A 12,533-nucleotide genomic window follows, 5' to 3' on the forward strand; every position below is an offset into this window, starting at 1 on the left:
GAAACCTGATCATGAAATCCATTCGTTCCGCACTGTGCGTGCTGACGGTCGCGGTTGGCTGCGTCGCGGCGCCGGCATCGTTCGCGAAACCGCCGGTTCCGACGCCGCCGGTACCGGTGCTGGCCGTCGGGCCGCAGTACGACACGACGCACGTGTGCGTGGCGCCGGAAGACTTCGACCGCTTCACCGACAGCTTCGTCGCGACGTTCGGCGGCAAGAAGTCGAAGCAGGGCGTGTTCCAGGTCACGCCGACGCCGAGCCAGACGATGTCGCAGCTCGTGCTCACGCCGGCCGGCACGATCTCGGTGTTCGGCTTCAAGACGCCGATTCCGTATCCGTTCTGCTCGGAGCGCACCGGTTATCTCGTGACCGACCTCGACGTCGCGATGAAGACGGCGCGCGCGCACGGTGCGGACGTGATCGTCGACACGTTCCCCGACCCGATCGGCCGCGACGCGATCATCCGCTGGACCGGCGGGCTGAACATGCAACTCTATTGGCATACCGAAGCGCCGCACTACGATGCGCTGGAGACGGTGCCGGAGAACCGCGTGTACGTGTCGCCGGAAAGCGTGCGCAAGCTGGTGCACGATTTCGTCAAGTTCTCGAACGGCAAGGTGGTGTCCGACACCCTCAAGGCGCCGGGCATCGAGATCGGCCGGCCGAACGACACGTATCGCCGCATTCGCATCGAGTCGGGCTTCGGCAAGATGACCGTGCTCGTGACCGACGGCCACCTGCCTTACCCGTTCGGCCGCGAGATGACCGGCTACGAAGTGCCCGATCTCGCCGCGACGCTGAAGAAGGCGCAGGCCGCGGGCGTGACCGTGCTCGTGCCGCCGTTCACGTCGGACGGCCGCGATGCGGCACTCGTGCAGTTCCCGGGCGGCTACGTCGCCGAGATCCACGCGAGCGCGGCGCGATGAAGCACGAGGACACGATCCTTGCCGCGGTGGCCGGCTTCGTCGACACGTTGAGCTTCGTCGCGCTGTTCGGGCTGTTCACCGCGCACGTGACGGGCAACTTCGTGCTGATCGGCGCGGGCATCGCGGGCTTCGGCCAGGGTGTCGTGCTGAAGCTCAGCGTGTTTCCCGCGTTCGTGTGCGGCGTGATCGCGAGCAGCCTGATCGCGCGGTCGATGTCGGGGCGGCCCGCATGGCAGGGTACGCGCGCGCTGCATGCGGTGCAGGCCGTGCTGCTGCTCGGCTTTTGCGCGGCCGGCGTGTGGGCGACGCCCGTCACGCATCCCGACAGCCTGCCGGCGCTCGTGGCCGGCATCGTCGGCACGTTCGCGATGGGCGTGCAGAACGCGCATTCGCGCGTGATCCCGCGCGCGGGCGTGCCGAACACGGTGATGACCGGCAACGTCACGCAGGCGATCCTCGACGTCGTCGACATGCTTTCCGCCGGCACGGCCGACAGCGTGCGCACGGCGGCCCGCGCGCGTTTCGCGAAGATGCTGCCGGCAATCGTCGCGTTCGCGCTCGGTGCGGCGTGCGGCGCGCTCGGGTTTCGCACTATCGGCTTTCTGGCGCTGCTCGCGCCGGTCTGCGCGCTTGCGGTGCTCGCGCTGTGCGCGGCGCAATCCGCCGGTGCGGTTGCGAAGGAGCGCGCATGAGCTTGCAGGGGGAGCGGCCGCATCGCGGCCGCCGCTTCGATCGTGCCGCACGCGTGTCCGTCGTCGCGGGGCTGCTGCTCGCCGGGCGCGGCGTGGCGTTCGCGCAAACGTCGCCGGCATCGGCTTCGGCACCGGCCACGGACGGCACCGCATCGACGTGCACGGCCAAGCGGCCGACCGTGCTGTTCAACCGCTGGCAGGAAGACTGGTCGGTGCTCGCGAATCCGTGCGTGCCGCGCGCACCGCTCGACGGCTTGAAATACATTCCGCTGGGAAACGATCCGGCCTCCTATCTGTCGCTCGGCGTGAACCTGCGCGAGCGTCTCGAGACCAACGACGCGCCACTGTTCGGCATCGGATCCGCGCAATCGGATACGTACCTGATCCAGCGCGTCGAAGTGCATGCCGATGCGCATCTCGGCCAGCACTGGCAGTTCTTCGTGCAGTTGCAGGACGACCGCGCGTTCGGCAAGAACACGATCTCGCCGGTCGACAAGAATCCGCTCGATCTCGAACAGGCATTCGCGACCTACACGGGCGCGCTCGGCGGCGGCACGTTCAAGTTCCGCGTCGGCCGGCAGGAGATGGCGTTCGACTTGCAGCGCTTCATCGCCGCGCGCGACGGTCCGAACGTGCGGCAGGCGTTCGATGCGCTATGGGCCGACTACGAATACCAGAAGTGGCGTTTCATCGCGTATGCGACCCAGCCGGTGCAGAACCGCAGCGTGTCCACGTTCGATGATGTGTCGAACCGCGACCTCACGTTCAGCGGCGTGCGCTTCGAGCGGCAGTCGGTGGGGCCCGGCGACCTGTCGGGCTACTGGTCGCGCTACAACCGCAGCAACGCGCGCTTTCTGGATGCGAGCGGTGCCGAGCGTCGCGACGTGTGGGACCTGCGTTACACCGGGACGCAAGGCCGCTTCGACTGGGATCTCGAAACGATGCTGCAGACGGGTACGGTCGGCAGCAGCACGATCCGCGCGTGGGCGGTCGGCTCGATCGCCGGCTACCGGCTCGACGCGCCGTGGTCGCCACGCATCGCGCTGCAGGTCGACGCGGCGTCGGGCGACCGGCATCCGCATGACGGCCGTGTCGAAACCTTCAACCCGCTGTTTCCGAACGGCTATTACTTCACGCTGGCCGGCTTCACCGGGTATTCGAACCTGATCCACGTGAAGCCGTCGGTGACGTTGAAGCCGTCGCCGAACCTGTCGCTGCTCGGCGCGCTCGGGTTCCAGTGGCGCGAGACGACCGGCGATGCGGTCTACCAGCAGGGCAACGCGGTGGTGCCGGGCACGGCGGGCAAGGGCGGGCTGTGGACCGGGATGTACGTGCAGCTGCGGGCGGACTGGACGATCGCCGCGAACCTGATCGGTGCGATCGAGGCCGTGCATTTCCAGGTCGGCGATGCGATCCGCCAGGCGGGCGGGCACAACGCCGACTACGTCGGGGTCGAGCTGAAGTATGGGTGGTAGCCCGCGTGTCGCGGCGCGTCCGTCGGCGAATCGCTGCCTGATGCGTGGTGTCGAATGAAGGCGCGTGTGCAGGTGCTCGCTTTTTCGGACGAGATGCTGATCGTGCGCTGGCTTGGGCCGGGCGGTGCGGAGCAGCGCTGGACGCCCGGGCGTGCGCTTCGCTCGGGCCACTGCGCGCTGTCGGGCGAGAAGATCGTCTGCGGCGACGCTGTGTTCAGTCCGCGCGGGCGGGCGCCGTTCGAGCCGAATGCAATGATCCTGGCGGCGGCGCTCGATCGTCCGCGCGTGTCGACGGTTCGCCCGCACGTCCAGGTGCTCGAGCGCTCGGCACAGCTGCTGGTCGTACGCTGGGTCGAGCCGGGGCGTGCGCATTTCGGCGAGCAGCACTGGAAACCGGGGCGCGCACGGCAGGCCGGTGTCTGCGTGCTGTCGGGCGCGCGGATCGCGTGCGGGGACGACGTGTTCCGCCCGAGCGGACGACCGACGCCACCGAATGCACGCGCGATGATTCTGGCCATCGCACTCGATGGCGCCGGGCTGAAGCACGGCGGGTGACGCGGCACACACGTGCTTGCGTTTGCGGTTGCGCAATGACAAAGGGCGGCCGAAGCCGCCCTTTGTCATGTCGTGGCCGGCATCGCGCCGGCCGGTGCATCGCAGTGCCGCTCAGCCGTTACAGGTTCGGCGACAGTTGCAGCGCGTTCGTCAGGTCGCCCATCGGCTGCCCGCCGTTGGCCTTCAGCGCGTCGTCGCGTTGCTGCAGGCCCGTGAGGCGCGGCAGCGAGAAGCGGCGCGTGATGAAGCGCAGGATCGACGCGGTGTCGTACTGCGTGTGGTCGACGAAACCCTTCTTCGAGAACGGCGACACGATGAGTGCCGGAATCCGCGTGCCCGGGCCCCAGCGGTCGCCCTTCGGCGGCGACACGTGATCCCAGAAGCCGCCGTTTTCGTCGTACGTGACGACCACGACCATGTTCTTCCACTGCGGGCTGGCCTGCAGGTGGGCGATCAGGTTCGCGATGTGCTGGTCGCCGCTCGAGACGTCCGTGTAGCCCGCGTGTTCGTTCAGGTTGCCCTGCGGCTTGTAGAACGAGACCTGCGGCAGCGTGCCCGCGTCGATCGCCTTGATGAACTCGCTGCCGTCGGTGCCGCCGTCGAGCAAGTGCTGCGCGCGGCTTGCGCTGCCCGGTGCCTGGTTCGCGTAGTAGTTGAACGGCTGGTGGTGCGGCTGGAAGTTCGGCGCCGTCATGTTCGGGCCGTAGATCACGTTCGCCGTGCCGCTTTGCGCGGCCTGCAGCGCCTGGTTCCACGCACCGCCGTACCATGCCCACGACACGCCCGCGTTGGTCAGCAGGTCGCCGATGTTCTGTTGCGATTGCGGCGGCAGCGTCGATGCGGCCGACGGGTCGGCGAGGTTCGGGTCGCCGCCCGATGCCGCCTTGTTGCCGCTCGGCTGGTACGGCGGCTGCATCGTGTTGATCGCGTAGAAGTCCGGCGTCAGGTTGCCCGAGTTCACGAACTTCGGAATGCCGTCGAGCGCGGAAGCCGGCGAGTTGGTCGCGAGCTGCAGCGACTTGCCGTCTGCGGCGACAGCCGAGATCGAACCGGCGGCCGGGCTCTTGTCCGCGTTCGCGTAGAACGGCGCGCACGCGCAGATCAGGTACTGGTGGTTCAGGAACGAGCCGCCGAACGCGCCCATGAAGAAGTTGTCGGCCAGCGTGAACTGCTGCGCGATCTTCCACAGCGGCAGCTTCGTCGCGTCGGGCGTGTAGTGGCCCATCACGAGGCCGCCCGAGTCGGCCCAGGCGGCGAACATGTCGTTCTTGCCGCCGTTGATCTGCATCTGGTTCTCGTAGAAGCGGTGATACAGGTCGCGCGTCGTCACGCTCATCGACGTGTTGAAGCCGTTCGGGTCGTCGATCGCGAACGGTGCGTTCGGCAGGTTGGCCGTCATCGCTTCGGTCACGGCCGGCGTGACGCCCTTCGCGGTCAGGCCGCCCCAGACCTTCGGCAGCGTCGCGAGCGGCTGGCCGTTGCGGTCCTTCTGCTGCGCGCTTGCTGCAGTCACGTTCTGCAGGCCGTTCGCGCCCGGGAAGTTGCCGTACAGGTTGTCGAAGCTGCGGTTTTCCGCGTAGATCACGACGACGTTCTTCACCGTCGACAGGCCTTGCTGCTGCACGTCGTCGCCGCCGCAGGCAGTGAGGGCCGCGGCCGCGGCAACGGCGATCGGTGTAAAGCGAATCCAGGCGTGGTTTTTCATCCGTTGTACTCTCTATCTCTCTCTTGTCGCGTGGGGAACCGGAGCATTCGTGTACCGCCGGTTCGCGAGGGTAACCGTGGTATGTCCGGCTGTAAGCATTTTGAGGGTGCGATTTGACAGCCGGGTGTAGGCGTCCTTTCGATTAGCTGTCGATTGGTCGTCATGTAACGGTCATGCGGCTGACATAAACTCCGGCCGCTCCTGAACCCACTTTCCGACGAATCGATGAAGCCTCGCCAACCGACAGCCGGCGCGTTCGCGCGTTCGTGGCTGCACCTGACCGGCGCATTCGCGCTGGCCACCACGCTTGCAACCCTTGCCGGCTGTGACGGACAGCCGGGGGCAGGCGCGCCGCCCGTGCAGGCCGCGAGCGCGGCAAGCGCGCCGGGCGCCGCCAATGTGGTTGCGTCCGCAACGGTTGCCGCCAGTGGCGCGGTGGTCGAAACGAACCAGCCGCAGACGCGGGCACAAGTTTACGAAGGCGTGCGCCGGATGACGGCGCTCGGCAAGCAACTTTTCTTTGACCCTACGCTGTCAGGTTCCGGCAAGCTCGCATGCGCGTCGTGCCACAGCCCCGATCACGCGTTCGGGCCGCCCAATGCGCTGGCCGTGCAGTTCGGCGGCGACGACATGAAGCGCCCGGGCTTTCGCGCGGTGCCGTCGCTCAAGTACCTGCAGGGCGTGCCGCAGTTCACCGAGCACTTCCACGATTCCGACGACGAAGGCGACGAGAGCGTCGATGCGGGCCCGACGGGCGGCCTCACGTGGGACGGCCGCGTCGACACGGGCGCCGAGCAGGCGCGCATTCCGCTCACGTCGCCGTTCGAGATGAACAGCTCGCCCGCGAAGGTCGCGCAGGCCGTGAAGGCGGCGTCGTATGCGGACGAGTTCCGCGCGGTGTTCGGCGTGAAGGTGCTCGACGACGACGCGGCCACGTTCAAGGCCGTGCTGCGTGCGCTCGAGACGTTCGAGCAGACGCCCGAACTGTTCTCGCCGTACACGAGCAAGTACGACGCGTATCTCGCCGGCCATGCGCAGCTCACGCCGACTGAACTGCGCGGCCTGCAGCTGTTCAACGACGAGAAGAAGGGCAATTGCGCGAGCTGCCACATCAGCCAGCGCGCGCTCGACGGCACGCCGCCGCAGTTCAGCGATTTCGGGCTGATCGCGATTGCGGTGCCGCGCAACCGCGCGCTGCCCGTCAATCGCGTCCCGCGTTTTTACGATCTCGGTGCGTGTGGCCCCGAGCGTACCGACCTGAAGGGCCGCGACGAATTCTGCGGGTTGTTCCGCACGCCGTCGCTGCGCAACGTCGCGCTGCGCAAGACGTTCTTCCACAACGGCGTGTATCACACGCTGGAGGACGTGATGCGCTTCTACGTCGAGCGAGACATCCATCCGGAGAAGTTCTATCCGGTCGTGCACGGCAAGGTGCAGATTTATGACGACCTGCCCAAGCGCTACTGGCCGAACATCAACCGCGAGGCGCCGTTCGATCGCAAGCGCGGCGAGCAGCCCGCGCTGAACGCGGCGGAGATCAAGGACGTGATCGCGTTCCTCGGTACGCTGACTGACGGATATCAGCAAACGGCCGCGCCGGCCGGCCACTAGAAGGCGGCGCAGACGGCACGCATGCTATCCTCGCTCGCTGACAGGCGCAGTGTGCGTGCCGGATGGCCGGCCCCCGGTTCGCCGGCATGCACCGCGCCGTTCGATCGAACATCCAAGGAGAACAACATGTCGATGCGTGCATCCCTTTCCGTCGTCACGCGCGTGCTGGCCGGCGCCGCGTGCGCAGCCGCGATGCTGCCCGCCCATGCGCAGAACAACCTGAACTTCCTGAACGACACGCCGCTCAGCTACTTCAGCAAGACCGACCGCGCGTCGCTTTCGAAGGCCGTGGTGCAGGTGCGCGACGAAGGCAAGGACGGCGAGACCACGACGTGGCAAAGCAGCGGCCGCGGCACGCAGATCGATGCGAAGCTCACGCCGACCACGACCGAGACGGACGGCAAGACCTGCCGTGAAATCGCCACCGAAATCACCGCAAAGGGCCAGACGATGACGCTCAAGCCCGTCTATTGCAAGACCGACGCGGGCAAGTGGCAGCTGCAGAAGCGCTGAGCACGCGGGTGATGAAGCGGGGCGGCGCGCCGCGCACGGTGTCGTGCGGCGTCGTGATCCTCGATGGGGCCGGCCGCGTGTTCCTCGCGCATGCGACGGATACCACGCACTGGGATATCCCGAAGGGGCAGGGCGAGCCGGGCGAGTCGCCGGCCGACGCGGCGCTGCGTGAACTGCTTGAGGAAACCGGTCTCGTGTTCGGCGCCGATCGGCTGCTCGATCTTGGCCGCTTCGCGTACCGGCACGACAAGGATCTTCACCTGTTCGCGGTGTGCGTGGCCGACGATGAAGTCGATCTCGCGCACTGCACGTGCACGTCGCTGTTCCCGAGTCGTCGCGACGGCTCGATGATTCCCGAGATGGATGCGTATCGCTGGACCGTGCCCGGCGACATCGATGCGTTTGCAAGCCGCAGCCTCGCGCGGCTGTTTCGCACGAAGCTGTCGCTGGTGGAGTTGCATCGGCGGCTGATGGGCGGGTAACGAGCGACGGCTTCCGTTGCCATGTGCCCTGGCTTCGCTTCATGGCACGCAACAAAAAACCGGCCCTGGGGCCGGTTTTTTCATGGTCACGCGACGGTGGCTTTCGAAGCCGCACACCGCCGCGCGTGAAGCACGCCGTTACGCCGGCTTGCCCCAGCTGTCGCGCAGCCCGACGATCCGGTTGAACACCGGCTTGCCCGGCTTCGAATCGACGCGATCCGCCACGAAGTAGCCGTGACGCTCGAACTGCAGGCGCGTTTCCGGCGCGATGTCGTCGTTGCCCGGTTCGATATATGCCTGCACGATCTTCTTCGAATCGGGATTCAGCGCTTCGAGGAAGTTCGCGCCGCCCGCGTCCGGATGCGGCTCCTTGAACAGGCGGTCGTAGATCCGCACTTCGGCCGGTTGCGCATGCTTCGCGCTGACCCAGTGGATGTTGCCCTTGACCTTGTACGTGTTCGCGCCTTCGGTACCCGACTTGCTGTCCGGGAAGTAGTTGCAGTGCACGGCCGTCACGTTGCCGTCGGCGTCCTTGTCGAAGCCCGTGCACTCGATCACGTAGCCGTAGCGCAGGCGCACCTTGTTGCCCGGGAACAGGCGGAAATAGCCCTTCGGCGGGTTCTCGACGAAGTCCTCGCGCTCGATCCACAGCTCGCGCGAGATCGGGAACGTGCGCACGCCGCGGTCCGGGTGGTGCGGGTGCACGGGCGCCGTGCACGCTTCTTCGAGGTCTTCCGGGTAGTTGTCGATCACGAGCTTCAGCGGATCGAGCACGGCGACCGTGCGTGCGGCCTTGTCGTCGAGGTCGTCGCGCAGCGCGCCTTCGAAGATGCTCATGTCGATCCACGAGTCGATCTTCGTCACGCCGATCCGCTCGCAGAACAGGTGGATGCTCTCCGGCGTGAAGCCGCGGCGGCGCACGCCGACGATCGTCGGCATCCGCGGGTCGTCCCAGCCGTCGACGTGGCCTTCGGTCACGAGCTGCAGCAGCTTGCGCTTGCTGGTGATCGCGTACGTGAGGTTCAGTCGCGAGAATTCGATCTGTTGCGGCAGCGGGCGCGTGAACATGCCGGCTTCCGCGAGTTCGTTCAGCACCCAGTCGTACAGCGGTCGGTGATCCTCGAATTCGAGCGTGCACAGCGAATGCGTGATGCCTTCGAGCGCATCCGAGATGCAGTGCGTGTAGTCGTACATCGGGTACACGCACCATGCGTCGCCGGTGCGGTAGTGGTGCGCGTAGCGGATCCGGTAGATCACCGGGTCGCGCATGTTCATGTTCGGCGAAGCCATGTCGATCTTCGCGCGCAGCACGTGCTCGCCTTCCTTGAACTCGCCGGCCTTCATGCGGCGGAACAGGTCGAGGTTTTCTTCCGGCGTGCGCTCGCGGAACGGCGACGGCTTGCCGCCTTCCGTCAGCGAGCCGCGGTTCGCGCGCATTTCATCGGCGCTCTGGCTGTCGACATACGCCTTGCCGCGCTGGATCAGAAGTTCGGCGAACTCGTACAGCTTGTCGTAGTAGTCGCTCGCGAAGTACTGGTGATCGACCGCATCCTTGCGCCAGTCGAAGCCGAGCCAGCGCACCGCGTCGACGATCGAATCGACGTATTCGACGCTTTCCTTTTCCGGGTTCGTATCGTCGAAGCGCAGGTGGCACACGCCACCGTAGTCGCGCGCGACGCTGAAGTTCAGGCAGATGCTCTTGGCGTGCCCGATGTGCAGATAGCCGTTCGGCTCGGGCGGAAAGCGCGTCTCGACGCGGCCGCTCCATTTGCCGGTGCGGTTGTCGTCGTCGATGATGTTGCGGATGAAATTGGAAGCCGCGGGGGCGTCGTTGCGTTCGGTGCTCATGCGGATGGCGTCAGGTTGTGTCGGCGCGCGCGTCGCGCCGGTTTAATCCCGTGATTCTACCTGACCGGGGTCCGTCCCGCGCGGCTTGCAGCATGGCGGGGGCGGGTTTCGACCGATTATCTCGATATTGTGTCGGCTGTAACACGACGTAAATCGGATTGCCCGGGCCGTTTGGCGTTGCCTATGATGGCTTCACCGATTCAATGCCGCCGTTCGGGTTGCCGCGCGGCGGGAGGAAACTAAAAATCATGATGAAGAAGACCACGTTTATCGTTCGTACCGCCGTGATCGTCGCGGCCCTGTCGCAACTCGGCGCATGCGCCATGACGCATACGCAGCGCAATGCCGGTATCGGCGCGGCCGCGGGCGGCGCGCTCGGCTACCTGGTGACGGGCGGCCCGCTCGGCACGGTCGCCGGCGCAGCGGCAGGCGGTATCGTCGGCGCGAACGTGCGCTGACCGATGACATGACGCGAGCCGCCTGCACGGCGGCTTGTCGTCCGGTCGCGACGCGGTGCTCAACGCGTCCCGACCCCACGCACATCCTTCCGGTATCAGACAGGCAGCATCAGGGAGGAACGGGTGTGCGACACTGCGCCGACGCACCATAACGATTTCACTCGTCGACGCACTTTCCATGAGCCGATTCCCCGTTCTCGTCCTGCCGGGCTACGCCAATTCGGGCCCGCTTCACTGGCAGAGCCGCTGGGAGCGTGCCGATGCACGTTTCTCGCGCGTCGCGATGCCCGACTGGGATAGTGCATTCCGCAACGGCTGGTGTCTCGCACTCGATCGCGCGGTCGAAGCCGCGTGCGGGCCGGTGCTGCTTGCCGGTCACAGCCTCGGCACGCTGACCACCGCGTGGTGGGCGACGCGCTATGCGCGCCCGGCCGCGCTCGCGAAAGTGCGCGGCGCGCTGCTCGTCGCGTTGCCTGATCCCGACGGTCCCGCGTTTCCGGCCGATGCGCACGGCTTCGGGCCCGTGCCATACGAACGGCTGCCGTTTCCGACCTGCGTCGTCGCCAGCAGCGACGATCCGTATGGCTCGCTCGCGTTCGCGCGCACCTGCGCGAACGCGTGGGGCAGCGTATTCCACGATATCGGCCCGCGTGGCCACATCAACGCGGACAGCGGGCTCGGCGACTGGCCCGAGGCGCGCGGCTGGCTCGACGCGCTCGCTCGTGGCGATTGACAGCGCAGGGCGGGGCGGTGGTTGCGGCCGCTGCCACGGCCAGCCCGCCCGCACCCGCGCCAACTCCCGCGTTCAGATCGCCTGTTTCGCCCGCAGCGCGGCGATCTTCGCGTCGTCGTAGCCGAGCATGTCGCGCAGCACGTCGTCGGTCTGCGCGCCGAGCAGCGGCGGGGCCGTGCGTGCGTCCGGCGGCGTCGCGCTCATCCGGATCGGGTTGCGCACGAGTTTCGCGTCCGCGCCGCACGGGTGCGGCAGCGATACCTGCATCCCGCGCGCGACCACCTGCTCGTTGTCGAACACCTCGTCGAGATCGTTGATCGGCCCGCACGGCACGCCGGCCGCTTCGAGCGCACCGATCCAGTCGGCCTTGTCGCGCGCCTTCACCATTTCCGCGAGGATCGGCACCAGCGTGTCGCGGTGGCGCACGCGCGACGGATTCGTCGCGAAACGCTCGTCGTCCGCCAGCCCGGGCTGGCCGCCGGCCTCGACGAAGTTGCGGAACTGGCCGTCGTTGCCGACCGCGACGATGATCCAGCCGTCGCGCGTCTGGAACGTCTGGTACGGCACGATGTTCGGATGCGCATTGCCCCAGCGCACCGGCGGCTTGCCGCTCGCGAGGAAGTTGGTGTTCATGTTCGCGAGCAGCGCGACCTGCACGTCGAGCAGCGCCATGTCGATGTACTGGCCTTCGCCGGTCCGGTCGCGGTGCGCGAGCGCGGCGAGTACCGCGATCGTCGAGTAGAGGCCGGTCGCGAGGTCGGCGATCGCGACACCGGCCTTCTGCGGGCCGCCGCCCGGCTCGCCGTCGCGCTCGCCGGTGATGCTCATGAAGCCGCCGATCCCCTGGATGATGAAGTCGTAGCCCGCGCGGTGCGCATACGGGCCCGTCTGGCCGAAGCCGGTGACCGAGCAGTAGACGAGATCGGGCTTCACCGCGCGCAGCGAGTCGTAATCGAGCCCGTATTTCTTCAACTGGCCGACCTTGTAGTTCTCGAGCACGACGTCGCTCTGCGCGGCAAGCTCGCGCACAATCTGCTGGCCTTCGGGCGTCGCGATGTCGACCGTCACCGAGCGCTTGTTGCGGTTCGCCGCGAGGTAGTACGCAGCCTCGGCGGTATCCGCGCCGTCCGCATCCTTCAGGTACGGCGGCCCCCAGTGGCGCGTGTCGTCGCCGGCGCCCGGGCGCTCGACCTTGATCACGTCCGCGCCGAAATCGGCAAGCGTCTGCGCGCACCACGGGCCCGCGAGCACGCGGGTGAGGTCCAGCACGCGGATATGGCTCAGGGCACCCATCGTCGAATCGTCTCCTTTCATGGCTGGCCTTGTCGGGCAAGGCCGGTTGGCATGCCGAGCATCTTAAGGCGAATCGGCCCCGCGGGTGGCCCACCCGGGCCGGCCGGATGGCCGAGCCGCTTTCCGGCGCTTTGCCCGGAAGCCGGCCCCGATCCCGTATAATCGATCGTTTCCGAATCCATGCCGCCGCGCGCCCCGACAAGGGCGCCGGCGTTTGAAGCCGTCTTTGCCAGACTGTCCCC

Annotated in this window: 12 protein-coding genes and 1 pseudogene; 10 read left to right on the plus strand and 3 right to left on the minus strand. The window is 67.2% G+C overall.

What is annotated here, in order from left to right:
• Positions 1-11: 11 nt before the first annotated feature.
• From BCEP18194_RS12805 to BCEP18194_RS42055, 5 genes and pseudogenes are all read left to right on the plus strand, one after another.
• Positions 12-926 (plus strand): VOC family protein, encoded by a 915-nt coding sequence (locus BCEP18194_RS12805; RefSeq protein WP_011351707.1) that lies wholly within the window; start codon positions 12-14, stop codon positions 924-926.
• Entirely contained in the window at positions 923-1,618 is a 696-nt protein-coding gene (locus tag BCEP18194_RS12810; RefSeq protein WP_011351708.1) for a YoaK family protein, read from the plus strand. Before BCEP18194_RS12805 ends, BCEP18194_RS12810 begins: the two co-directional genes overlap by 4 nt.
• Entirely contained in the window at positions 1,615-3,093 is a 1,479-nt protein-coding gene (locus BCEP18194_RS12815; protein ID WP_011351709.1) for an alginate export family protein, read from the plus strand. Before BCEP18194_RS12810 ends, BCEP18194_RS12815 begins: the two co-directional genes overlap by 4 nt.
• 93 nt (positions 3,094-3,186) lie before the next feature.
• Positions 3,187-3,306 (plus strand): annotated as a pseudogene (locus tag BCEP18194_RS42050) (DUF3331 domain-containing protein); the annotation flags it as partial.
• A gap of 45 nt (positions 3,307-3,351) precedes the next feature.
• Positions 3,352-3,648 carry a DUF3331 domain-containing protein gene (locus tag BCEP18194_RS42055; RefSeq protein ID WP_425266336.1) on the plus strand — a complete coding sequence of 99 codons (297 nt, stop codon included), beginning with the start codon at positions 3,352-3,354 and terminating at the stop codon, positions 3,646-3,648.
• Between the two features lie 118 nt (positions 3,649-3,766).
• Here BCEP18194_RS42055 and BCEP18194_RS12825 read toward each other — a convergent pair whose 3' ends face one another.
• Positions 3,767-5,353 carry an acid phosphatase gene (locus tag BCEP18194_RS12825; protein WP_011351711.1) on the minus strand — a complete coding sequence of 529 codons (1,587 nt, stop codon included), beginning with the start codon at positions 5,351-5,353 and terminating at the stop codon, positions 3,767-3,769.
• 225 nt (positions 5,354-5,578) lie between these two features.
• Here BCEP18194_RS12825 and BCEP18194_RS12830 point away from each other — a divergent pair, with 225 nt between their 5' ends.
• The 3 genes from BCEP18194_RS12830 to BCEP18194_RS12840 all read left to right on the plus strand — a co-directional run bounded on the left by BCEP18194_RS12830 (position 5,579) and on the right by BCEP18194_RS12840 (position 7,959).
• Positions 5,579-6,964 carry a cytochrome-c peroxidase gene (locus BCEP18194_RS12830; protein WP_011351712.1) on the plus strand — a complete coding sequence of 462 codons (1,386 nt, stop codon included), beginning with the start codon at positions 5,579-5,581 and terminating at the stop codon, positions 6,962-6,964.
• A 126-nt stretch (positions 6,965-7,090) separates the two neighbouring features.
• Positions 7,091-7,477 carry a hypothetical protein gene (locus tag BCEP18194_RS12835; RefSeq protein ID WP_011351713.1) on the plus strand — a complete coding sequence of 129 codons (387 nt, stop codon included), beginning with the start codon at positions 7,091-7,093 and terminating at the stop codon, positions 7,475-7,477.
• 11 nt (positions 7,478-7,488) lie between these two features.
• Complete coding sequence (locus tag BCEP18194_RS12840; RefSeq protein WP_011351714.1) at positions 7,489-7,959, plus strand: NUDIX hydrolase; 471 nt, start codon at positions 7,489-7,491, stop codon at positions 7,957-7,959.
• A 138-nt stretch (positions 7,960-8,097) separates the two neighbouring features.
• On the opposite strand, the gene BCEP18194_RS12845 is transcribed toward BCEP18194_RS12840, so the two are convergent.
• Positions 8,098-9,807, minus strand: a complete 1,710-nt coding sequence (locus BCEP18194_RS12845) for a glutamine--tRNA ligase/YqeY domain fusion protein (protein ID WP_011351715.1) — start codon at positions 9,805-9,807, stop codon at positions 8,098-8,100.
• Between the two features lie 248 nt (positions 9,808-10,055).
• Between BCEP18194_RS12845 and BCEP18194_RS12850 the strand changes: the two genes are divergently transcribed.
• Positions 10,056-10,265, plus strand: coding sequence for an ornithine acetyltransferase (locus tag BCEP18194_RS12850; RefSeq protein ID WP_011351716.1), 210 nt, complete (start codon positions 10,056-10,058; stop codon positions 10,263-10,265).
• Positions 10,266-10,443: 178 nt separating this feature from the next.
• Positions 10,444-10,998 (plus strand): RBBP9/YdeN family alpha/beta hydrolase, encoded by a 555-nt coding sequence (locus tag BCEP18194_RS12855; RefSeq protein ID WP_011351717.1) that lies wholly within the window; start codon positions 10,444-10,446, stop codon positions 10,996-10,998.
• 72 nt (positions 10,999-11,070) lie between these two features.
• Here BCEP18194_RS12855 and BCEP18194_RS12860 read toward each other — a convergent pair whose 3' ends face one another.
• Entirely contained in the window at positions 11,071-12,291 is a 1,221-nt protein-coding gene (locus BCEP18194_RS12860) for a CaiB/BaiF CoA transferase family protein (RefSeq protein WP_011351718.1), read from the minus strand.
• Between the last annotated feature and the right edge of the window lie 242 nt (positions 12,292-12,533).

This window comes from Burkholderia lata, assembly GCF_000012945.1.
Lineage (GTDB): Bacteria > Pseudomonadota > Gammaproteobacteria > Burkholderiales > Burkholderiaceae > Burkholderia > Burkholderia lata.